A 25,375-nucleotide genomic window follows, 5' to 3' on the forward strand; every position below is an offset into this window, starting at 1 on the left:
AAATTTCAATCGAATTTACCCTCGTACTAATAACTAGAGTAAATATTACTCTTGTAGTTTATGAAATTTGAATAGAAGGAAAGACATGCAACTAAAAATAGAAGACATCGATAAAGTACTTATTCTGGGGGCTGGAACGCTTGGTTTAAGGGTAGGGCTGCAATCTGCCATCAGTGGTTTTGAAACTACCATTTACGATATTTCAGAGAAAGCACTTGATACTGCCATTAAAACTCAGGCCAGCATTCTTAAAATGTTAATTCGAAATGAAAAGCTCACCGAGGCACAAGCTGAGGAAGCCAAAGGCCGCTTGACTTTTACCACCGACCCTGAAGCCGCGGCAGATGATGCCGACTTCTTGAATGAGTCTGTCACTGAAAACCTCGAATTGAAACGTAAAGTCTGGGCGCAGTTTGGAGCGCTTTGCCCCGAAAAGACGCTTTTCACTACCAACACTTCCTATTTACTCGGTTCACAAATAGCAGATGCTTCTGGCCGACCTGAGCGTTTCTGCAACTTCCACTTCCATGATGTATTCTATTCCAATGTGGTGGACGTAATGCCGCATCCGGGAACAGAAACTTGGATCAATGATTTATTGATGGAGTTGGGAGAGAAGCTTTGGCAAACGCCTGTCTTTGTTCAAAAGGAAAACACGGGTTACATCTTCAACTACATGCTGATGGCCCTTTTAGGAGCCGCAGGTTCACTCAGAACAATGGACATTGGTTCTATTGAGGATATTGACAGAAGTTGGATGGGTAACTTTAAAATGGAAATGGGGCCATTCGGAATTTTAGATACGGTTGGGCTCGATACGGCATGGCATATCACCAGCAATCACCCAGACAAGAAAAGTCAGGCCTTTGCTGCCTTGCTGAAAAGCTATATTGATGCCGGTAAACTAGGCGTAAAAACAGGAGAGGGCTTTTATACTTATCCGAACCCAAGGTTTAAGGAAGAAGGGTTTGTTTGATAGTGCCCCGTTTTCTTTAGAATAGTAGAAGGTTTAGATCCTTCGTACCTCAGGAAAAGAAAGGAGGCGGTTTACCTTCGCACAATTATTGGTGGTTAAGTAAATTAGAGTCTCTATTTAATGTTAATTAAGCCCTATCCCGTAAAAAATTAAGCTCCATTGCAATTCTACGAACACCGCTTTTCATCCTGAGTGGCAGCGAAGGAACTAGAAACTGTAAAGCAATCGAGAAATTAGATCCTTCCCTGAAGTCCGGGGTCAGGAAAAGAAAATAGGCAGTTAACTTTCAATCAACGATTGGAGCTAAAGTAAACGCTTAGCTACGTTCTGCTAGAATGAACTGGGCAAGTTGAAAAACAAGTCCAACCATCATTAAACGCACAATGCTTTTCATTCTGAGGTACGAAGGATCTAAAAGGCTTATTCCTGATGGAACACCATTCTAAATGTAGCCCCTTTACCCAGTTCAGTTTCTAGCTGAATATCTCCACCATGCAGCTGCATGATTTGCTTAGAAAGGCTGAGGCCAATACCAGAACCTCTGTTTTTGGTAGAGAAGAAAGGCATGAAAATCTTCTCAGTGGCTTCAGGGGTAATGCCCGCGCCATTGTCGCTAATTGATACAGTTACTAACTCTCCATGCACATGGGTTTCTAGTTTCACTGTAGCATTTTCTTTATTTTCAACCACTTCTAAGGCATTCTTCAAAATATTGATCAGCACCTGTTCAATCAATTGATAGTCAATATTAAGTTCAATTGGGGTTTCAGCATGAATGACTTCTAATGCTACATTCGCTTTAAGGAAATCATTCTTGAGTAAGGCTGTCGTGTTTTGCACCAGTGACTTGATATCCGTTGGACGCTTGTCAGGTTCTGGTAGGTTGGTATAATCGCGATAGGCGTTTACAAAATTGATGAGGCCTTCACTTCGGCTCGAAATGGTGCTCAAGCCTTCGGTTAGGTCTTCCAAGCTTTCATCTTCAATGGTATTGAGTCCGTTTTTCTTAATTACATCTTCCTTTAACACTTCGCTTAGGGTAGAAGTGAGCGAAGAAATAGGGGCAATGGAATTCATGATTTCGTGTCGAAGTACCTTGGTCAGGTTCTGCCAAGCTTCTAGTTCTTTGGCCTGTAATTCAGCCTTAATGTCTTGTAAGGCAATCAATCTGTAAAGCTCGCCACCCAATTTGTACATGGTTTCTAGAATTACCAACTCCTGTCCTTTTTCATTTTTGTAAGCTGCTCTTTTAGAGGAGTTAAGGTGAGTAATGGTAAAGTGAAAGTTAGGTGCCTTTTGTCTGAGGTCATCTAGACTTCTAAGGCTTTCTAGCTGCAATAAATGAAGCGCAGAACGGTTGATCAATTTCACTTCTCTAGTCTCGTTGATGGCGATGATTCCTGTACCAATATTTTCAACGACTACGCGCAACTGCTGAAAAGACTGCTCGCTCTTTTTACGTTCTTCCAAAATGGCATCAATCACATCTTTAAAGGCCATGTTCAGCGCTTTAAACGTTTTACCCAGCTTATTATCATGGGTAAAACTCATGTTGAAGTCGTTGTATTTGATGGCGTCAAAGAAGCGGGTGAGCTTCTTGTTCGTGCTTTCTATGTAGTTGAAAAGCTCAAATACTTCGAAAATGATGAGGAAACCAGTGACCACGGTAGTTACATACTTCTGATCGAAGAAGAGCAAATACACGAAAACGGCAACCGTAACAAACAATACGATAACGCGGATCAACACGAATATTCTAAAGCGATTAAAGCCCATATTTCTCAAGTCTTCGGTACAAGGATGAACGCGTTAAACCTAATTCTTGGGCCGCATGGGTGATATTTCCGTTATGTTTGGCCAATACTTTCCTAATCAAAATCCGCTCGACATCTTCCAAGTTGAACTGTTCTAAATTGATGTCATCCTTATCACGAACAGGCTGATTATTATTGAAGAAGAAGTCTTCTGGTTGAAGAATGTTATCACGACTCATGATGACCGCGCGCTCTACAGCATGCTGTAATTCACGTACATTCCCGGGCCAGCTGTATTTCTCCAAGCGCTTAAGAGTAGCTTCGCTGAACTTGTAAATGTCTTTGTTGTACTTCTTAGCGTAGTCTTTTAGATAATGCTCTGCTAGTAGGGGGATATCCTCAATACGTTCCCTCAAAGCAGGTAATTTTAGTTCTATGGTGTTAATCCGATAGAGCAAATCTTGCCTGAATTCTCCTTTTTGCACCATTTCGTACAGCGGCATATTGGTGGCGCAGATCAAGCGAATATCCACATCGATCGTCTTATTCGACCCAACTCGGTTTACTTTCCTGTTTTGCACTGCGGTTAAGAGTTTGGCTTGAAGTGGTAGGGAAAGGTTACCGATTTCATCCAAAAACAAGGTGCCACCATTGGCAATTTCAAACCTACCCGCACGATCAGTTTTGGCATCGGTGAAAGATCCGCGCACGTGACCAAAGAGTTCGCTTTCAAATAAGTTCTCAGAAATAGCCCCTAAGTCTACACTGATAAAAGGCTTCTCTGCTCTTGTTGAGTTTCTATGAATTGATCTGGCAATCAGTTCTTTACCTGTGCCATTTTCACCCAGTACTAAAACGTTAGCATCGGTACTGGCTACTCGGTCAATGGTATCGAACACCTGGATCATCGATCCGCTTTGGCCAATGATTTCCTTGAATTTATGATCGAGGTCTTGGGTCAAAGTGTCTTCCCGATCTTTCATCAATTTCAATTCCTCTTTAGATGACCTTAGACGGATGGAAGAAAGGAGTGTGGCCAAAAGCTGTTCGTTTTCCCATGGCTTCATTACAAAATCAGAAGCGCCTGCTTTAATGGCTTTTACGGCTAAATCTACTGAACCAAAGGCGGTAATTAGCACTACTACTGCCGATGGATCGATCTCTAGAATCTTATCCAACCAATGAAAGCCCTCTTGCCCTGAGTTCACATCTTGGGTAAAATTCATGTCCAGAAGAATCACATCGTAAGCGTCATTCTGAAGTAAATCAGGAATAAGTGTGGGGTCTTTTTCCAAATCAATTTGACCAAAATGCCGCTTCAGATAAATCCTTGCTGCTTTTAGTAAATCTTCATTGTCGTCTATGATGAGTATTTTTCCTTGTTTCATGGTGTGTTTATTTTACAATCCCCCGAAGCCTCGGGACCAAGGGGGAGGCGGTATTGATGCTGATTACTTTCAATTTTTGCACCTTCTGTTTATTGGTCTTTTCTTCTTTAGTATTAAAATAACCTCTCATGCTTGTTCGGAGCTGTCCCCCTTTTTCAAAGGGGGTTAGGGGGATTTTCGAAATTAAACCCTATGTATGTTTTGGTTTCAATTAATACTTATTACTAGGTAATGATTAAGACTAATATTGTAACTGTTTTTTCAATCCCCCAGCCCCCTTGGCCAAGGGGGAGGCAGTAACGATGTTGATTACTTTCAATATTTTTTCATTTCCCCTTACCCTCCTGTATTAAAATTTGATTAAACACTGATGCCTAATCGAAGCTGTCCCCCCTTTTCAAAGGGGGCTAGGGGGATTTCATCTTCTCTATTGGTTTATTCAATGTCTCTTCTGACAAATGAGCTTCAATCGCTCTAATTACATTTTTCAAGTCATATTTAACATCTACTTCCGCAATTCGAACGACCTTATAGCCTAGCTCATTTAGTCGTATGTCTCTTTTTCTATCCTGTTCTTGTTTGTCATCATGCGATCGGCCATCAAGTTCTATAATCAATTTTTCTTTTCTACATATAAAATCAACAATGTAATTTCCGATAGCGAATTGTCTGTTAAACTGAAGCCCATAAAACCGTTTTGCCCTGAGAACATGAGCCCATAAGATGGCCTCACCGGGAGTTCCATGTTTTCGGAGCTCACGAGCCAATGGTTTTAGTTTCTTATTGTAATATGATTTAGTCATAAGTTACTTATCAATCCCCCAGCCCCCTTGGCCAAGGGGGAGGTGGTAACCGTACTTTTGATGTTCAAATTCTACATTTTCTTATCCTTAATCCTCCTGCGTTCCTTTTATTAAGTACAAATGACTATTCGGAGCTGTCCCCCTTTTTTAAAGGGGGCTAGGGGGATTTCGCTATTCTAATATTAGTAAAAGCACCTTTTATAATCTTCACTTTACAATCCCCCAACCCCCTTGGCCAAGGGGGAGGCATTAACGATGCCATTTCTTTTCAATATTGCTTCATCTTTTCTTTACCCTTCTGTATTCGGCTTTAACTAACCAATGTTGTCTATTCGGAGCCTTCCCCCTTTCTTAAAGGGGGTTGGGGGGATTTTGTCTCATCATGTCTCGTCTTAGCATTGGTTTACATTTGTCTTTCAATCTTGTACAAATCAAAAGCTTGTCGAATATACAAACAAATGTTAGCGTCCGATAACGGACGGTAAAGTTCGGTGGCGACCAAGTCACAAAGAAAATTCAGTATTAATCATCTATTTTTCAGTGCTTTAATTCTGGCATTGAGATTGTTTTACCTAAAAAAATAAACTCTAAGCTATGCTGAATCTTAAAATCATTTTGAGAAGCCTCAGAAGGAATCTGATTTATACTTGGACTAACGTAATCGGGCTTGCCATTGCCTTTTGTTTTATTTTCCTGACGTCTATTTATTTGATTCATGAGTATACGTTTGACCAATCTTATCCTGACAGTGCAAAAATTCATAGGCTAGTAACCACAAACTCGGCTTCATCACGATCTGCAAACAGTTCCAGCTACCCTTATATCCTATCATCAAGCTACCTCGAAAAAAATCCTTCAATAGAATCCTTGGTTAGGGCTTACAATAATTCATATCTAACTCAATTAGTCAGACCAAGTGCAGAAAGGGAAAAGGCCTTTGAAGAGAAGGGTTTTTGGTATGTAGAAAGAGGCTTCTTGGATATGTTTGATGTGAAACAAGTCAGTGGAGACTTTGGAATGTTTGATGTTCCGGGAACGGTTTTAATCAGCGAGTCTGTCCATCAAAAGATATTCGAGGGAGAGCAAATTATTGGAAAGAGGATATTAGTGGGAGAGGATGAATTTGAAGTCACCGGTGTGTATAAAGACTTCCCTTCTAATTCCTCTCTTGACCCACGGTTTCTTATTTCGGTTGAAACTATGAAATCGAACCCTGACTATAGTGACTATTTCACTAGCACAGGTTATCTCATGTTTAAGGTTTTTATGACGTTAAACGAGGGTGCTGATATAGATGCTTTGGAAGCTCAGTTAATACAACAGGATAAGGGTGGGGAATCTCAGGGAGAAAAGTACGAGTTGGAGCCAATTGAAGATTATCATTTTAGCACTTTAGATATTGCTAGATCATTTGGGCCAAAGGCGGATGAACAGTTGGTCGTTTGGTTAGTCATAATTTCTACCTGTTTACTTGCTGTGGCCATCGCTAATTTTGGCAATATTTCGTTGGCGGTTGCATTGGACAGGAGCAAAGAGGTAGCCATTCATAAGATCATAGGAGCTAGAAGAACTCAATTGATCAAGAGGTCTTTGATTCAGTCTGTTTTGTTGAGTTTTATTTCGTTTATATGTGCTTTGATATTAATAGAAGCACTAATTCCAATTTATAGTCAATTTGTTGACAGAGAGTTAACTGTCGCTATTTTTGGTTTTAGAACCTATTTGATTCTTTTGGCCTTTACCTCTATGGTGGGGCTTATCGCTGGCATTTATCCCGCTTTAATTGTTTCCAGTTTTAAGGTTTCAAGTCTATTCAATTCTTTTAGTAGAAATGGCGGATCAAAATCTCTGATCAGAAAGAGTTTACTGGCCTTTCAATTTTTCATAGCCTTTGGGATTATTTCCGCCATGCTCTTTATGAATCGCCAACTTGAGTTTATGATGTCCAAAGAGCCGGGTTATGATTTTAAAAATACACTCGTTTTCCAGTCCAATTGGTTTCAAGGAGGGGATGAATCAACTATACAAACATTCAAGGATCGTTTGATGGCGATGCCAGCCATTCAAGATATAGCGCTTTCAGATGAACATCCAATGAGGGCTTTGGATGTTAATGACCTACAGAAACCAGGGTTTAGAGATGGATGGGAAAAAGTTGAGTTATTGAGTATTGGGATCGATTGTCATTTCTTCGAATTCTATGGGATTCAGGAGAATTATGATGCTGATGTAATCTCCCTATTTTGTGGTGATAGCAAAGTGGCTCTACTCAATGAAACGGCACTTAATACGCTCGAAAATGAGCCTATTGGCAAATTGCTACCTTCTTATTATGGCAAATCAAAACCTGGATATCTTGTTCAAGAAGGTGCAGTAAGTGATTTCCATTTTAATTCGGTAAGTGAACCAATTCCGGCCATGTTATTTATGCCTTTAAGCTATTCGAATGGAAGGGCTAACTATTCTATTCGCTACTCTGAAAACACCAATGTGGGGGAACTTATTCAAACCATTCAGCAGATGTTTTGGGAATATGAGCCTTCGGAACCTTTTGTATTGAAAGTGCTCGAAGAGGAGCATAAACGACTTTACTCTTCAGAAACCAAGATGATGCAAATGATGGGGGTTTTAGGTATTGGAGTTTGTCTTATTGCCTTTGCAGGGGTATTTGCGATGTCGATATTTTATGGCCGAGAGAGACTGAAGGAGATCAGTATTCGTAAAGTGCTTGGGGCAGGAGTTGCACAGCTTTTTGGACTTCAAAATAGAGTATTTGTAATCGCAATGATCATCTCAATCGTAGTCGCAGTTCCTGTTGTGATTAGGATAATTGACTCATGGATTTCTCAATTTGCTTACAGAACTGACCAACCTTTATGGCTCTTTGGTTTAGCTGGCCTGATAATGCTTGGCGCAACACTTCTGTCTTCAGGATGGTATTCTTTAAAAGTAGCAAAGTCTAATCCAGTAGATACCCTTCGTGATTCATGATCAAATGGGCTGCCGTCCGTCAACGGACGGCAAAGTGCGATGGCGACCAAAATGGTTTTTTATTTATGATGTAATAAACTGTATTTCAGTGTTTTAACTTTGGTATGACAGTTGGTTAGGGGCTGATAGTTTTTATCGTAAGATTTATTTCCTTTTTAAATTTAACCCAAATAAAATCCATGTTATCATCCTTCTTTAGAATAGCCTTTCGATACTTAGTAAAAAACAAGCTTTACTCTATTCTTAATGTATTTGGGCTAACGGTGGGCCTGATTTGCTTTGTCATTCTAAGCTTATATGTGAGGGAGCAATTTGATAAAGATTCATATCACGCTAATTCAGAAGAAATCTATAGGGTATTAGTTGCCAGAGATGATACTACAGCGGTTGAACCCAATTGGGAAATGATGACCCAATTTCCAATGGGAGAGCTTTTAAAAGAAGGTATCCCAGAGGTGAAGAATACGGTGAGGTTTGGTCAAGCTTCTGAACTGATTATTGAAGCCGATCAAAGAAAATTTAAAATACAGTCCATCCATTTTGCGGATCCTTCTTTATTTGATGTATTTGATTTTGATGTGCTCGGGCAGTCTAAGCCACTAGATCAGCAAACGGTAAGTGAGCTCATTTTGGTAAAGTCTGAGGCAGAAAAACTCTTCGATTCTGCGGAAAATGCCATTAGTCAAACCGTCAATTTGAATGGTTATGGAATGTTTAAGGTGATTGGGGTGATTGATGATCTTGGTCAAGAAACTCACATGAATTTCAAATATATACTTCCGCTAGAGCAATCTGACAAAGCTTATGGCGATGATAGAGGTTTTCGGAACTGGAATGTAATGACGGCATTTCCACTCTATGTCCAGATTGATAAAAACGCACAAGTGGCGGATATTGAGGGTAAAGCTAAAGCGCTACTTCAACCTCATATTAAGAACTCAAGTGTTCGTTTAGAGCCTGTGGGGGAAGTTTACTTCAGTGATTTATACTCGTTTTTTAAGAAGACTGGCGATAAGCAATTCATAAGATTGTACATGCTTGTTGCTATTCTAATTCTATTTATTGCATGTATTAACTACACCAACCTATCAACGGCCAGGTACCTAAAGAGGGCCAAGGAAGTGGGGATTAGAAAAACAGTAGGAGGCTATAGAAGCCAGATTATCGCTCAATTCTTTATTGAATCTATCGCCCTTTCCTTCATTGCAGTGGTGCTTTCAGTTTGTTTCACAGAAATACTGCTACCTACATTTAACGCTTTTGCGGGTTCTTCCATATTTATTGATTACCAAAACCCCTTTACCTATTTGTTTATGGTATTGGCTGTTTTAGGCATTGGTGTTTTTGCTGGACTTTATCCCGCGGTTTTCCTCAGTCGTTTTAGTGCCACCCAGATTTTATCGGGCAGTGTCACCAAAGGAAAATCAGGCTTGCTTTTCAGAAATGTATTGGTAGTGGTTCAGTTCTTTATTTGCATTGGTTTGTTTATTACTACAAATGTTATCTATCAGCAATTCAAGCATTTGAAAGGCTTAGACCTTGGTTTTGATAAAGAGCAAGTCATTATGATTCCGTTGAATGACGCGGCCATCAAACAATCATACAAAGCTTTCAAGAATGAATTGAGTTCAAATCCTTCGATTGAATGGATGACAGGAGCGGGACCAAAGGCCTTTGGCGGACAAGCACAGTTTTATTTAGAAATAGAGGGCAGTGAAGACGTTACCCCAGTTTCCATTTTTCCAGTGGATGAAGATTTCTTTCAAAAATTCGATATAAAACTACTAGAAGGAAGGCTTTACCAGCCGGAATTGGGTAAAGAAGGAAATGATTTTCTAATCGTGAATGAAGCCTTGGCCAAAGTGGGCGGATGGAAGATTGAAGATAAAATCGGCAAGAACGTCTTTAAGTATGATGTTGGCGTCCCGAATTTAGGTGGAGTAGTAGAAAATTTCGTGTTCTTCTCCGTGAAGAATGAAGTAACACCTGCGGCATACCTTTATAAGCCCAATGACAATAATCTGGCTTATATAAAGGTAAAGCCTGAAAATATGGAAGCCACCATTGCTTCTATTCAAACCACATACGAAAAGTTCGCCAATCTTTATCCTTTTGAATACTCGTTTTTAGATCAAGAATTTGCCGCGCAATACGCTCAAGAACAGCGCTTGGCCAATATATTTACCACATTCAGTGGGGTGGCCATTTTAATTGCATTGCTAGGTTTGTTTGGGCTTACCCTATTCTTGGCCGAACAGCGCCTGAAAGAATTCAGCATTCGAAAAGTGCTCGGGGCTTCAAACATCCATTTGATTTGGTTAATGAACAGTGGCATCAGTCGTATGCTGCTGATCAGCACCGCATTGGTCATTCCTTTGGTCTATTATTTCCTTGAAGATTGGATCAACACCTTTGCTTTTAGGATTAAACTTGACTGGTCTCTTTTTGCATTGCCAGTGGTCTTGGTAATGCTTTTTGCTTGGCTTACTACGCTTTATCAGTCTGTTAATTCAGCCAGAAAAAATCCAGTAGACTCATTACGCAACGAATAAACTCAATAATTAAAACAACAAGGTCATGTTCAGAAATTACATCAACATTGCAATTAGAAGCCTAAAAAGGCAGAAGGCTTACTCACTGATCAACATCTCAGGGTTGTCGGTAGGCATTATGGCCTGTATTATCATTTTACTCTATGTAAGAAATGAATCGTCTTACGAGAAGTTTTACCCAGATGCGGATAAAATTTACCGAGTCACTTCTATTTTTGAAACCTCTGGACAAACGGAGCATATTGCAATCGCTCCGAGTAAAGCCACTCAGGTGGCATTAGAGCATATTCCAGAAACGGAATTAGCCACCTTTGTTTTTGACTGGAGTGTTGGGCGAGAGTTTTTGGTGAGGTATGAGGACAAAATATTTACTGAAACGAATGTGTTTTATGCCGACTCAAGTTTCTTTAAGGTATTTCAATATCGATTCTTAGATGGCAATGCCAATAATGCACTTCTTAAGAAGCAGTCCATTGTATTGACCGAATCGACTGCCCAAAAATATTTTGATAACGCAGCCGATGCCTATGGCAAAACGATAAATGCCAACGGCAGTGATTTTGTAGTAACGGGGGTTGTGGCAAATCCTGCCGGGAATACAGCTTTGAATTTTGATATGGTTATATCGTTGAATTCAATCTTTGGCCAAATTGATAATTCTAGGTGGTTCCCTATGAATTATTTTAGCTATGTAAAACTTAACGATAAATCTGCTGCCGAAAGCTTTAAAAACAAGCTAAACCAATATATCGAAGATGATATTGGTGATGAAATGACGGCAGGAGGTTTCAAAATGTCATTTGAAATAGCACCGATCACACAAATGCATTTTGATACAAGCATAGGGTCTGATTATCCTGAGAAAATATCTAAGGAGTTGTTGTACTCCTTAGTGGCGATTGCCGCCTTTATTCTGCTTATCGCTTGTATCAATTATATTAACCTGAGTACAGCCAAGTCTGAAAAACGAGCGAAGGAAGTTGGAATTCGTAAGGTAATGGGCGCCTATAGAAGACAGCTGATTCTACAGTTCTATGGGGAGACTTTTATGATCACGCTTTTATCGGTAATTATCGGTGTGGTGTTGGCGGAAATTTCAATGCCGTTTTTTAATCAAATGGCAGGTACTCAACTGTCTATTAACCTTCAAAGCGACCCTAGTTTAATGCTCATATTGTTCGGCTTTGTTTTGGTGATCAGCTTTATTGCGGGCAGTTATCCCGCTTCATTCCTTTCTTCATTTCAGCCGGTAAAGGTGCTCAAAGGTACTTTCAATGTAAAAGGAGGGAATGTGTTCCGAAGAATATTGGTGACGCTTCAGTTTACAGTCAGTGTTTTTCTCATCACTGGCACTTTGGTCATTTTCTATCAACTCCGGTATGTTCAGAATACAGATATAGGCTATGACCAAGATCAGGTAGTGTATCTCAAACTTCCAGATCGCGCAGCCCGAAATGCTTATAACTCTTTAAAAACTCAATTCGAAACCATTACGGGGGTAGAGGAAGTAACGGGGAGTAATAATGAGATTTCTAATGTGCTTTCCGGTTGGGGAGCGGTGATGGATGGTCTGCCTAAAAATGTCAGTATTTCCTTCAGAGGAATGTATGGCGACCAAGACTTTCTGGAAACTTTTGGTTTCGAACTGTTGGCTGGCGAGGGCTTTAAGAATAAATCCGATTGGGACTCTTCATTTTACTATTTGGTGAATAAAACTGGCATCGAAAAGCTAGGGTTAACGCCAGAAGAAGCAATTGGAAAACATTTTGGAATAGAGGAAAGTATGATGGGCACTATCACTGGAGTGGTTGACGATTTTCACTTTACTAGCTTTCACAATGATATCGAGCCTTGGGCAGTTTATACGGGGCCACAAGACTATAAGCAACTGCTGTATGCCAAGGTCAATATGTCCCGAATAGAATCAGTTAAGGCTGAAATGGCTAAAGTATGGACTTCGCTAGTTCCCAATCGTCCGTTTGAATTAAGGTATGTTGATGAAGCGGTCAAAGAACTGTATGAAAAGGACAAGCAGCTCAGTCAAATCATTCTCACCTTTACGGTTTTGGCCATTGCAATTGGTTGTTTGGGCTTGTTTGGTTTGGCTTCTTATTTAGCCGAAAAACGCACCAAAGAAATTGGCATTAGAAAAGTGCTCGGAGCCGATGTTTCCAAGATCGTCATGATGCTTTCTAAAGAGTACGTTCGAATTATTTTGATTTCTAATCTTATCGGTTGGCCAATCGCCTATATCGCCATGAGTCGTTGGCTGGAAGGTTTTGCTTATAGTATCAACCTCAGTTGGTACTATTTCCTAATTGCAGGTTTGGTCACTGTGATGGTGGCTATGCTTACGGTTTCTTATCAATCTGTTAAGGCCGCATTTTCAAACCCAGTAGACTCTTTAAGGAATGAGTAAAATAATGAGTGAAGGGGATAATGAATTAATGAAGGAGTGAAACAAGGTTAGAAGATCGAAGAAGGAAGTCAGAAGTGGGTTTTCGTCTTCACCAATGACCAATGACCAATGACTAATAAACTAAGCCATGATTAACTTTTTAAAAACTGGAATAAGGAATTTAAGGAAAGGTAAATTCTTCGCAATGGTGAATATTCTGAGCCTTAGTTTGGGAATGTTCTGTTTCATTGTCACTTCCCTTTACGTAAGGGATGAGCTCACTCATGACAAATGGCATAGCAAAGTAGATCGGATTTTTACTACTGAAGTAATTATGAAATACAATAATGGTGAATCCTCATCTCTACTACCTCCATTTGCTTTGAGAGAAGCCCTGCTCAATGAAAGCCCGGGTGTTGAAACCATTGCCAATGTTGGTTATAAGTTAAATGATAATTATAAAATAAGCGATGATTGGTTTGAAACAGGAGACCTACACTATACCGAACCCTCATTTTTTAAAGTATTTGACTTTGGCTTACAATTGGGGAACGAAGAAAGTGCGCTGGTTGAGCCTCATAGTGTAATTCTTTCATCAGTATTGGCTAAAAAACATTTTGGTGATAAAAACCCCATTGGAGAAATAATTGAATTTGAGGAAAAGGGAGTTTTTAAAGTCACAGGGGTTTTAAATCCAATTCCTAGTAATTCGCATTTACAGTTTGACATGTTGATGTCGGCCAACTTTAACGAAACTCCATATACTCAGTATAAGGATCGTTGGTCGTTGGGTTATGGCCAAAACTATATTTTACTGAAAGAGAACTATACAGCTGATCAACTAGCTGAAGATGCCAAGGCGATTTTGATAAACAATAAAAACAAAACCTATGCTGAAGGCTTGGTGGTGAACTCATTTGGCGACTTATATTTAGACGGAAAAACATATGGTTATGAAACCAAGATGTTTGGTGGGCAAAGGAGGTACATTGTTATATTTTCTCTTGTTGGAGGTTTGATTTTATTGGTGGCTTGTTTCAATTATGTAAACCTACATACTGCCAGAACTTTTGCCAGAACCAAAGATTTAGCCATACGCAAAGTGATTGGCGCCAGCCGAACCCGATTACTTTCTTTGTTAGTAAGTGAAACTGCTTTTATCGCCTTTGTCTCGTTAATAGTAGCCGTTATCGCTGTAGAACTAAGTTTGGGTAGTATCAATTCAGTTCTTAATAAAAGGCTTGAATTCTCTTTGTTCAATAACCCAGTGCTATTATTTATTCCAGGAACTGCTTTATTATTAGTAGTACTCATTTCAGGTTTTTATCCAGCGATTGTTGCCTCGTCATTCAATATTTCAAATTTGCTGAAGGGGGTATTTCCATACTCCAAAACTTCAACATTGCGGAAAGGCCTCCTTGTTTTTCAGTTTCTCATCTGTGCTGGCCTTTTAATGAGTGCGCTGGCAATCAGGTCTCAAGCAAAGTTCATGATCAATATGGATTTCGGTTACAATGTTGAGAACGTGCATTATATAAATTTATACAAGGGAGGTTTTGATGGTAAGTATGAACAGCTGAAAACGGAGCTGGAGAGAATTGCTCAAATTTTAGATGTTAGTGGAGCACCAATGCCCACTAGGGGAATTGGTTTTTCATTTCCTATTGAGAAAAATGGAGAACGAGTGTTGACAGATTTTATGACAGGTGCTGCGGATATCGATTTCGCTGATTTACTGGAAATTGAAATTCTTCAGGGAAGATCATTTACTGAACTCGAAACTTCAGAATTGAAAAAGGCTGTTCTGATTAATGAAACAGCCTATAAAGAATTAGGGGTTGATGACCCGATTGGTATGGAGTTAGCGGGTAGGTATAAGATTGTTGGCGTTATGAAGGATTTTCATTTTGCTGATGCAAAAAGTCAGATTACTCCATTATTAATTTCTACCAGGAAACCTGAAATCCCCAACCTTCATTTCAAGTTCAAAGAAGGGGAAAGGGCAACGGTAATGCTCGCTGTTAAAAACGTATGGGAGAGCTTTAACACGGGAACACCGTTCGAAACAACCGAATTGGCCACATTCTATGCATCCGCTTATCAGCAGGAAGAAACATTGGTTAGGATTTTTAATTGGCTTACAGCAATGCTTGTGGTCATCGCTTTCCTTGGTCTGTTTGCACTTTCTAGTTTCGAGGGACAATTGCGTGAAAAAGAGCTGGGAATCAGAAAAGTACTTGGTGCCAATTACCTTCAATTAATCAAGGCACTAAGTCAACGGTTTGTGGTTCTGGTTGTCTTGGCGTTACTCCTTGCGACACCCGTTTGTTACTATTTGATTAATAATTGGTTGTCGTCATTCCCCTATAGAATTACTGATCTGACTCCACAGTTTTCCATTGCGACTGCGGCTATAGTTTTCCTTACCATAGGTATCCTTGGCGTACATGGTTATTTAAGCTCAAGAAAGAACCCCGTTGACGTATTGAGGAATGAATGAAACAAGGGATTAATGAAGTAATGAATTAATGAAACAAGGTTGGAAGTCCGAAGACCGGAGGCCCCTTTTAACCAATAACTAATACACGAATAACTAAATAGCCATGCTACGAAATTATATTAAAGTCGCTTTTAGAAACCTGAGAAGGAACAAGCTCTATGCTGGCCTGAACATTCTTGGGCTGAGTATTGGTTTGGGCTCATTCTTTATCATTTACCTTTTTCTTCAGAATGAATTGGCCTATGATCAGTTCCATGAAAAGAAGGACAGGGTTTATAGGGTAGTACAGACTATTGAAAGCGATTTTGGTGTAGAAAAGGAAGCCAATATGTCCTATGCTTTTTCCCCTGAATTTGTGGAGAGCATTCCAGGTATTGAGGCTTTTAGTAGAGTCATACAGAAGCCAGTTCCACTTTCATTTAACGAGGGTAGCGAAGGAGAATCAGGCATAGGAGCCCTAATTGTTGATCCTGAGTTTCTGGATTTTTTCACCCTAGATTATATTTATGGAACTAATGAAACAGTTCTGAAGTCTCCTAATTCGGTATTAATAAGCGAGTCAACGGCAATGAGATTTTATGGAACTTCTGATGCTTTGGGTCAAGTAATTAATTATAATAAGGTGAATTATGTAGTTGATGGAGTGTTTCATGACCTACCAAACAGTTCATCCATCAAGGGTGATGTTATTATGCTCAATGAAATTATACATGCCCGTTATGGTCAGGGTTCTTGGAGTTGGAACGTAGGTGCACAATGTTATTTACTCCTAGAAGAGGGTACAAACATAAGTGACCTAAAGGAAAAACTTACACAACACTATACATCTAATAATAAATGGGCAAAAGGAAAGAAACTCACCTTACAACCCATTACTGATGTTCATTACTCCTTAGATGTGAGGGATAAAGTATTTGAAAAAACTGACAGACAGTATGTTTCTATTTTTGCCTATGTCGCTATTTTCATTTTAGTCAGTTCTGTTTTCAATTACATCAGTTTAGCAGTCTCTCAATCAATAGTGAGAGCAAAGGAAATAGGGGTAAGAAAAGTAACGGGAGCCAGTAAATTGGAGCTAGGCAAACAGTTTATTTTGGAATCTCTACTTCATGTCTTTATAAGCTTTGTAATCGCGATGATTTTGGTAGAGTTACTGATTCCTCAACTCGAAGGATTGATAGAGAGAGATTTAGGAATTAGCGTTTTAGCACAGCCTGTATTATTGGTCAAAGGCATCGTTTTCTCTATGGTCAATGCAATAGTATGTTCGTTCTATCCTACCTATTTGAGCACCAGATTGAAAGTAGTGAATGTATTCAAGAATGGTAAGGGCAGCTTTTCATCACAGCGACTGATCGGTACCATTGGTGTTTTCCAAATTGTAGTATTTGTAGTACTTATCTGTGTTTCGGTTACTGCAAACCGACAAATGCGCTTTATGCGAAACGAAAATTTAGGCTTCGATAAGGATCATCAGTTGGTTTTGGAGTACATTCCTTGGAGAACTAGAGAGGTATATAAGAATGAGTTATTAAAGCTCCCAGGTGTAAAATCTGTGAGTAGTGGTAGCCAACTTCCTAATGATGTTGTCTCCTCTACGGGTTTTTACGGATCAGATGTTAAATTTAGTTTTTTTGAAATAGATCACGATTATATCCAAACTATGGGGATGGACCTGTTAAGTGGTCGAAATTTTGTAATTGAAGACCTCGATTCATCTAGACTCATAATGATCAATGCCACAGCAGCTAAAAAATTGGGTTATGATGAAGTGACAGCTGTCGGTAAAACAGTAGGTTCAGCATCTTCACCATTTACAATTATTGGAGTAGTCAGTGATTTTCACTTTGCCTCCAAAAAGGAACTTATAGAACCAGTAGTATTCAGACAATATACCGAAGGTTCTAATAATCAGTTCTTGGTTAAACTTGATGATGCCAATTGGGCTTCCACTTCCAAACGAGTTTTGGATGTCTACAATAAGATTCCAAACCTCTCTAGGTCTTCATTTTTCTTTTTTGAAGACCGCATTGACGCCCAATACAAACAAGAAAATGTGATGATTACCATGCTCAACACCTTTACGGTAATTGCAGCTTTGGTGGCTTTTATTGGCTTGTTCGGTATTGCAGGTTATTCAGTAAAACGCAGGTTGAAAGAAATGGGCATTCGCAAAGTGCTCGGTGCGGGCTTCCTGAGTATTCAGAAAACACTGAATGTATCAAGCGTTTGGAAGCTACTGATTGCGGTGGCTATTGCTGTACCTGTAGTATTGTATTGGATGGACAATTGGCTTAGTTCTTTTGCTTATCGAATTGAAATGCCTGTGTTCCTAATCTTCGGAGCCATTGCTGTTGCCTCCATCGTGATTTTTCTTACGGTTTCCATTCACAGCATAAAAGCCTATTTGATTAACCCAGTGGAGATACTAAAAGACGAATGAAATAATGAATAAAGGGAACAATGAAACACTGAATTAATGAGGGAAGGGATTAATGAAATAAGGGTTTGGAAGACCGAAGAGGTAACTTGGAAGAGCCCGCATAACTAATAACTAATACACCCATAACTAAACAACCATGCTACGAAACTACATCAAAGTTGCTTTTAGAAACCTGAGAAGAAACAAGCTCTATGCAAGTCTGAACATATTAGGGCTGAGTATCGGTTTGGGCTCATTCTTTATCATTTACCTTTTTCTTCAGAATGAATTGGCCTATGATCAGTTTCATGAAAAGAAGGATAGGATTTACAGAGTGGTTCAAATTAATACATCAGACATAGGTGAAGAGAAGCAGAGCGGGCTTACTTCAGCACTTGGGCCTACAGCACAGGGCGAAATTCCTGAAATAGAAGCTTTCAGTAGATTGGAGAATTTACCTAAAAGCATTGTAGTCAAAGGAGTTCAAGACTCAGTGGGCAGGGTTGAAAGTGCGGCCATTGATCCTGGGTTTTTAGAGTTCTTCGATCTCGATTTCGTAGCGGGTAGTGTCTCGAGTGTATTAAAGACACCGAATTCAATGTTAATCAATGAATCAAAAGCCACTCAATATTTTGGCAGCGCAAATAATGCAATGGGCAAGGTGGTTAAAGTGGGGCGTGTTGATTTGATCATTGATGGGGTGTATAAAGACCTGCCAAATACCACTTCGATCAAAGCCGAAATTATTGCATTACACACCACAGTGAATGGCTGGAGGGGTGAGAATGGCTTTAACCAATGGAATGCGAGTTACAATGATCAAACCTATTTTTTGCTCAACAAAGAGGCTCAAATAAGTGAGGTAGAATCAAAACTAAACAATCTGTTTAAAGTAAATGCTATAAGTGAAACTAGACGCTTAACATTACAACCGTTGGCAGATGTGCATTTCTCTTTGGATGTAAGAGGGCCTGTAACTGAAAAAACAGATCGTCAGTACATTTTTATTTTCACCCTTGTGGCCGCGTTTATACTCATTTGCTCTGTGTTTAATTATGTAAGTTTAGCGCTTTCGCAGTCTATAGAACGAACTAAAGAAATTGGCGTAAGAAAAGTGTCGGGCGCTAGAAATAAAGAGCTCTATACCCAGTTTTTGATTGAGTCTGTCATTCAGGTGTTTTTCAGTTTCTTGGCCGCTATCATTTTGGTGGAATTATTACTTCCGCAACTGGAAAGCCTTATCGATAGAAGTTTAGCCATTAGTGTTTTTGAACGACCAGAGTTTTTAGTCAAAGGCTTAGTGTTTTCTTTGATTATTGCCGGTCTGTGTTCTCTTTATCCCGCTTATTTAAGCACTCGGCTTAATGTGGTGAAAATTTTCAAAAACACATCAAGTAATTTTTCAACCAAGAGGCTAATAGGTGCTGTCAGTATTTTTCAAATTGTAGTTTTCATCGTGCTCATTTGTGTTTCGTTTACGGCCAATCGTCAGATGCAATTTATGCGGAATGAAAACCTTGGCTTTGATAAAGATTCTCAACTAGTACTCAATAGATTTTCACGAGAAGCTGTAAGTAAAAAAGTATTGCTTAAGAATGAGTTGCTCAAAGTGCCAGGGGTGCTTTCTGCCACTTATGCTACATCTATTCCTTCTAGGGTTATGGGGTCAATGACCTTCAGTGATTATGATTTTCGTTGGAATATGTTTGATGTAGACCCTGATTATTTTAAAACCATGGGCATGGAAATTATTCATGGTAGGGGATTCCTTCCCGAAGATACCGACTCATCGAACTTGATCATAATCAATACCACAGCTGCCGAAAAACTTGGTTTTGGCAATAATGCTGTTGGGCGGACTATCGAACAAAATAGCACTGCCTTAACAATTGTAGGAGTAGTGAATGACTTTCATTTTGTCTCTAAAAAAGAACCTGTGGAAGCCACACTGTTTAAACCTTTGGGCGCCTATACAGGGGTATTGGTGCTGAAGTTAGATAAGGAAAATATGGTGTCGGTTGTTGAAAATGTCAAATCGAAATACTCAGGTTTAACCAGTGGCGATGAGGCCACCTTCTTCTTCCTAGAAGACCAAATCAACTCCCAGTACAAACAAGAAAACGTGATGATTACCATGCTGAACACCTTTACGGTAATTGCTGCTTTGGTCGCTTTTATTGGCTTGTTCGGTATTGCAGGTTATTCGGTAAAACGCAGGCTGAAGGAAATGGGTATTCGCAAAGTGCTGGGAGCAGGCTTTTTGAGCATTCAGAAAACACTGAATGTATCAAGCGTCTGGAAGCTACTGATTGCGGTGGCTATTGCTGTACCTGTAGTGGTGTATTGGATGGACAATTGGCTTAGTTCTTTTGCTTATCGAATTGAAATGCCTGTGTTCCTAATCTTCGGAGCCATTGCCGTTGCTTCAGTAGTGATTTTCATTACCGTTTCCATTCATAGTGTTAAAGCCTATTTGATTAACCCAGTGGAGATATTGAAGGATGAGTGAAATAATGAGGTAATGAGTGAAGGGATTAATGAAGGAATAAAGGAATGAGGGAATGAAATATTGAATTAATGAAACAAGGTTGGAAGTCAGAAATAGTTTTTTTTCACTAATGACCAATTAACTAATAAACCATAACGACTGATGAAATATTTTGAGACTGTATTCCGAAGCCTAAAACGCGAGAAAGCTTTTACGCTGATTAACCTTATAGGTTTAAGCATTGGCATGTTCTGCTTTTTGGTGACTGCTCTTTATGTTCGAGACGAAGTGACCTATGACCGTTGGCATGAGAATGCTCCAAACACCTTTATGTCGTCTTTAGAGATGAAAAGAGAAGATGGCACGTCATTTAAAGTAAGGCCATCTGATGCACTGATGCATGTATTGAAAGAGGAGAGTTCTGCTGTATTGGACGCTGTTAGTATAAGTAGAAACTCTTATGCTAGTTATATGGTCAATGATGAATGGATACGAACGGATAAACTGTTTTTCTCTTCTCCATCACTTTTTAAACTCTTTGATTTTGGTTTAAAATTTGGCAATGAGGAATTGGCACTGGCTGATCCCTCTGACATCATCCTCTCTTCTGCTATTGCAGAAACCCTTTTTCCAGGAATTAACCCCGTAGGCGAAACGCTCACTTTTCAAAATAAAGGTAGTTTTAGAATAGCAGGAGTACTAAAGCCTATTCCTAAAAACAGTCATTTAAAGTTTGATTTTTTAGGGTCGATTAATGCCGAAATATCAAATTATGATTACAATAAAGACAATTGGCTGAATGGGTCAGGCTTCAGCTATTTTCTATTAAAAGAAGGACATTCACCGAATGAGTTGATGGCAGATGCTAAGCAAATATTGGTCTTACATGATGTTACACAAGTAGCGGATGGACTTGCATTTCTTAAGTTCTCAGATCTATACCTCAATGGGCAAACCGAACGCTATGACGCTAAAAATTTGTTTGGTGGTCAATCAAAGTACTTATACATTTTTTCTCTTGTTGGAGGCTTAATTCTATTTGTGGCCTGCTTCAACTACATCAACCTTACTACAGCCCTTTCTTTTTCTAAGGTGAAGCAAATGGGCATTCGGAAAATAATGGGCGCAAGTCGCAGCCGTTTGGTACTTTCTCAAATGGCAGAAACTTTAGCCTTGTCCTTTTGTGCTTTAATAGTCGCGTTAATTGGGCTTGAATTGGCATTACCATACGCCCAACCGCTCATTGGTAAAGAATTGGATATCAATTTTAGTCAAGCCCCACAGCTATTATTGTTACCTGTTGCTGTACTCATTCTTGTAGTGTTGATTTCAGGAATTTATCCAGCAATTTCATTGAGTTCTTTCAGTATTTCAGGAGTACTCAGAGGGGTTTTGCCTCAATCTAAAGTGAATATTCTTCGGAAATCACTGTTCGTATTACAGTTTATGATTTGTACTGGCTTACTCATTACGGCCTTGGTTATTCGAGGGCAATCGAATTACTTAATCAATTTAGATAAGGGTTATAACGAGGAGAATATAATGACTTTTAGTCTTTACCAAGAGGGGCGATCACTCGATTATCAGACCGTTAGAAATGCGCTAGAAGCGATTCCGCAAATTGAAAAAGTAACTTCTTCTCCGTTGCCTATGTTTGCGCCTCCGCCACCTATGACGATTTTGGTGGATGGAAAACCTGTTCCCATTACTATTTACTCTGGTGCAGCGGACCAAAATTTTAATGAGCTATTTGAACTTGAGGTTTTAGAGGGAACCGACTTCTCTAACCTGCCAAAGTCTAAATTGGACAGTTTGGTCATTATCAATGAAACAGCAAAAAAGAAACTTGGATTGAACCCAGCCATTGGGGCAAAAATGCCTAATGGTAGAACTGTAGTGGGGGTAGTGAAGGACTTTCATTTCTCTTCGGCTAAAAATGTAATAGAACCCGCTATGATTACCTATACGGCTAATCCAAGGGGGCCTGTTCAGTTTAAGTATAGGGCTAACAATAAGGAGACGGTAAAAGCGCAAATAGGCCTGGCGCTCAATAAACTAGGCGTAAAATCAGACCCTAACTTAACAGAGCTTGAAGGTTTTTTCTCTCCTGCCTATGAGAAAGAATCGCAGCTCATTACTATTTTCGATTTCCTCACTTTGATGGTCGTTTCGGTTGCTTTCTTAGGGCTCTTTGCGCTCTCTTCTTTCGAGAATAAGTTAAGAGAAAAAGAAGTGGGGATCAGAAAAGTACTAGGCGCAAGCTATCTGCACTTAGCACAAACTTTAAATAAGCGATTCACTTGGCTGATAATATTAGCCTTTATTGCAGCCGTTCCGCTTACCTATTATGGTTTGGAAAAATGGATTGCCGATTTCCCTTACAGACTAGAAAACTTAACCCCATTCTTTGTCCAAGCCATTATTATGGTGGGTGTATTGGCCATTGCTGTGCTTGGTTTACATAGCTATTTCAGTGTCCAGAAAAACCCGATAGATGTGTTGAGAAGTGAGTAAGGAATTAATGAAATAATGAGAGAGGGGATTAATGAAATAATGAAGAAATGAGATAATGGATTAATGAAATAAGGAATTAATGAAACAAGGTTGGAAGACCGAAGATGGATTCAGAAATGGGTTTTCGTTTTCACTAATCATCAATTAACTAATAAACCAACAAGCCATGTTACGGAACTATATAAAATCAGCCTTTACTAACCTAAAACGAAATACAGGCTATACACTCTTGATGATCTTTTCATTGGCTTTAGGCATGTACTGTTTTGTAATGGCGGGGCTTTATGTGCGCTATGAATATTCCAGAAACCTAAATCACGCCAATGCGGATAGGGTGTACAGGATCATGTTAGATTTTGGGGAGTACAAAGATTATATCACCGAAGATTTTGCTGAGCAAATCAAGACATCTAATCCTGAAATTGAGGAACTCAATACCATTAATGGTGTAAGAGGTGACCTTTATCTAAGTGCGGACGGAGAGGCCTATTTAAAAGAAGGGAATGGCTTTTATACGGACAACAATGTATTTGATGTTTTTAGCTTTCCTCTCAAATATGGTAATCCTCAAAACGCCTTGGAAGGAACGGGGAAAGTTGTGATTTCAAGTAGTTTGTCCGAGACCTTATTTCCAAATAAGAACCCTGTAGGCGAAGAAATACAAATTCATGAGAAGGGCACATTCTTGATTTCTGGAGTCATGGATCAGGTTTCTGAGTTATCCGTATTTAATCCAGGGCTATTCTTTTCCATGGAAGAATTTAAAAAGGAAATGGCCGACTCAAACAGAGCGTTCTTCTACTTGTTAACGCATGTCAAGCTTAAGGAAGAAGTATCGAAAGAACAGCTCGAAGAAGGTGTTTTTAGAACGGCTCAGAATGTAGGTGCTTTTGAAAATCTTAAAGGAATCTATACCGAAAACCTAGCAGACGCATACTGGGGTAATTCTATCTATGATTATGGTGCGCAGTACTACTCCCTTTTTGGGGCTTCCAAAAAAATGATTAAAACGGTAATGTACATCACTTTTGGAGTTTTGCTTTGTGCCTTTTTAGGCTATGTGGCCATTGCCTTAAGTCTTTCGCTTAAACGTGCCAAAGAGGTTGGTATCCGAAAGGTCAATGGTGCTAATGTAAAGGAAATAAGAACGCAGTTTCTTATGGAATCTGTGGTTTATGCGGTGGTGGCTCTATTGCTTACCGTAGTGGCTTTGGAACTTAGCGAAAAGAGCATTTCTGACCTATTTCAAGTCCCTGTAGGGTTGAGAAGCGGTCAACCCGAAGTGATTATTTTCTTAATTGTATTTACCTTATTCACAGGTTTAGTTGCAGGGCTTTACCCGTCCTTAGTAGTTTCAAAACTGAACCCTGTCAAAGTGCTCTCTGGTTTTTCTAGTCCGAGAGGTGCTGGTTTTATATTGAAGAGAGTACTGCTTACCACTCAGTTTGTCATTACCATTTGCTTGGTGTTTGGGGTTTATGTATTGAAACTTCAAGTGACTAAAATGAATCACTTTGATACAGGCTATAACGTAGAGAATGTACTGACTTTCGGTAATAGTAACCCGAAAATAAAGAAGAACGCTGAGGTGATTAATGAAAGACTTAAAAACCTTCCTGGAGTGCAGAAAGTAGCCAAAGGGCCCTTTCCATTCAACTTTAATGGCTTTTCCAATATTGAATTACAGTTAGTGGACACCTTGATAAAGAACAACCCATCAAGAATCTACGTGTCAGATAACTTTTTTGACTTAGTAGATATAGAGTTGGAGGAAGGTAATGTCTTTTCTGATACCAATACACCTCTGGAAAACGCCTGTATTATCAATGAGCGTCTGGCGAAAGAATTAGGGTTACAAAGCCCTGTGGGAACTACGCTGAACGTTGATGGTAAACCAAAAACTATTGTAGGATTAGCCAACGATATTTCCACTTGGGGAGTAGGAAGTCCTGATCCAATGGCACATATTTTTCTGCCAGATGTCAACAATATTGCACATAGTTATCTAATCAAAGTAAAACCTGAAAGTAGAGATAAACTGGTGGCCAGTCTTGAATCCATTTGGAAGGAATACGAAACCGTAATTGAACCAGACATTACTCAGCTTGATCAAAAAGTAAATGGCAGTGTTCAAAACATGTCAAAGATCTCAACGCTCTTTAGCATTCTAGCAGGAGTAGTGCTTTTGCTTTCTTTTATGAACCTTTTCGGCATGGCCATTATGTTTGCCAACTCTAAAATGAAAGCGGTGAGTATCCGTAAAATTCTAGGTGCAAGTGTTCCTGAGTTATTGGGCAGGTTGTCACTTCCTTTCCTTTATAGCCTTATTATTGCATTACTAATTGCCTTGCCCATTGGCTATTATTTGATGGAGCAATATCTACAAGACTATGCCGTAAGAATAAGTCTTAATGCTGGCCAAGGGCTTATCGCTGGTGTCTTTATGATTGTACTGCTATTCGTGGTTATCGGCTTTAAAATGCTTCAATTCAGCAAAACCAATCCAGTTGAAGTGTTGAGGAAGGAGTGAGAAAGTTGGAAGTCAGAAGTACGAAGACGTGAGCCTCCCCATAACTAATAACCAATACA

Annotated in this window: 12 protein-coding genes; 9 read left to right on the forward strand and 3 right to left on the reverse strand. The window is 39.5% G+C overall.

The window, feature by feature from the left end; translation table 11 throughout:
• The first annotated feature begins 85 nt into the window (after window positions 1-85).
• Window positions 86-976 (forward strand): 3-hydroxyacyl-CoA dehydrogenase, encoded by an 891-nt coding sequence (locus tag VOI17_RS04060; protein WP_323755962.1) that lies wholly within the window; start codon window positions 86-88, stop codon window positions 974-976.
• A 420-nt stretch (window positions 977-1,396) separates the two neighbouring features.
• Here VOI17_RS04060 and VOI17_RS04065 read toward each other — a convergent pair whose 3' ends face one another.
• From VOI17_RS04065 to VOI17_RS04075, 3 genes are all read right to left on the reverse strand, one after another.
• Window positions 1,397-2,752: a sensor histidine kinase gene (locus VOI17_RS04065; RefSeq protein ID WP_323755963.1), complete on the reverse strand. Its 1,356-nt coding sequence runs from the start codon at window positions 2,750-2,752 to the stop codon at window positions 1,397-1,399.
• Complete coding sequence (locus VOI17_RS04070; protein ID WP_323755964.1) at window positions 2,742-4,118, reverse strand: sigma-54 dependent transcriptional regulator; 1,377 nt, start codon at window positions 4,116-4,118, stop codon at window positions 2,742-2,744. The genes VOI17_RS04065 and VOI17_RS04070 overlap by 11 nt, the downstream gene beginning before the upstream one ends.
• A 407-nt stretch (window positions 4,119-4,525) precedes the next feature.
• On the reverse strand, window positions 4,526-4,921 hold the full coding sequence (locus VOI17_RS04075) for an endonuclease domain-containing protein (RefSeq protein WP_323755965.1): 396 nt from the start codon (window positions 4,919-4,921) through the stop codon (window positions 4,526-4,528).
• Between the two features lie 594 nt (window positions 4,922-5,515).
• Between VOI17_RS04075 and VOI17_RS04080 the strand changes: the two genes are divergently transcribed.
• The 8 genes from VOI17_RS04080 to VOI17_RS04115 all read left to right on the forward strand — a co-directional run bounded on the left by VOI17_RS04080 (window position 5,516) and on the right by VOI17_RS04115 (window position 25,316).
• Window positions 5,516-7,912 carry an FtsX-like permease family protein gene (locus VOI17_RS04080; protein WP_323755966.1) on the forward strand — a complete coding sequence of 799 codons (2,397 nt, stop codon included), beginning with the start codon at window positions 5,516-5,518 and terminating at the stop codon, window positions 7,910-7,912.
• Between the two features lie 179 nt (window positions 7,913-8,091).
• Window positions 8,092-10,464 carry an ABC transporter permease gene (locus tag VOI17_RS04085; protein WP_323755967.1) on the forward strand — a complete coding sequence of 791 codons (2,373 nt, stop codon included), beginning with the start codon at window positions 8,092-8,094 and terminating at the stop codon, window positions 10,462-10,464.
• A gap of 25 nt (window positions 10,465-10,489) precedes the next feature.
• Window positions 10,490-12,883 (forward strand): ABC transporter permease, encoded by a 2,394-nt coding sequence (locus VOI17_RS04090; RefSeq protein WP_323755968.1) that lies wholly within the window; start codon window positions 10,490-10,492, stop codon window positions 12,881-12,883.
• A 127-nt stretch (window positions 12,884-13,010) separates the two neighbouring features.
• Window positions 13,011-15,362: an ABC transporter permease gene (locus tag VOI17_RS04095; protein WP_323755969.1), complete on the forward strand. Its 2,352-nt coding sequence runs from the start codon at window positions 13,011-13,013 to the stop codon at window positions 15,360-15,362.
• A gap of 103 nt (window positions 15,363-15,465) precedes the next feature.
• A complete protein-coding gene (locus VOI17_RS04100) occupies window positions 15,466-17,805 on the forward strand; it encodes an ABC transporter permease (RefSeq protein ID WP_323755970.1) in 2,340 nt (779 codons plus the stop codon).
• A 136-nt stretch (window positions 17,806-17,941) separates the two neighbouring features.
• On the forward strand, window positions 17,942-20,293 hold the full coding sequence (locus tag VOI17_RS04105) for an ABC transporter permease (protein ID WP_323755971.1): 2,352 nt from the start codon (window positions 17,942-17,944) through the stop codon (window positions 20,291-20,293).
• A 141-nt stretch (window positions 20,294-20,434) separates the two neighbouring features.
• Complete coding sequence (locus VOI17_RS04110) at window positions 20,435-22,786, forward strand: ABC transporter permease (protein ID WP_323755972.1); 2,352 nt, start codon at window positions 20,435-20,437, stop codon at window positions 22,784-22,786.
• Window positions 22,787-22,952: 166 nt separating this feature from the next.
• A complete protein-coding gene (locus VOI17_RS04115; protein WP_323755973.1) occupies window positions 22,953-25,316 on the forward strand; it encodes an ABC transporter permease in 2,364 nt (787 codons plus the stop codon).
• Window positions 25,317-25,375 lie beyond the last annotated feature (59 nt).

It is taken from the genome of Roseivirga sp., assembly GCF_034669765.1.
Taxonomy (GTDB): Bacteria; Bacteroidota; Bacteroidia; order Cytophagales; family Cyclobacteriaceae; genus Roseivirga.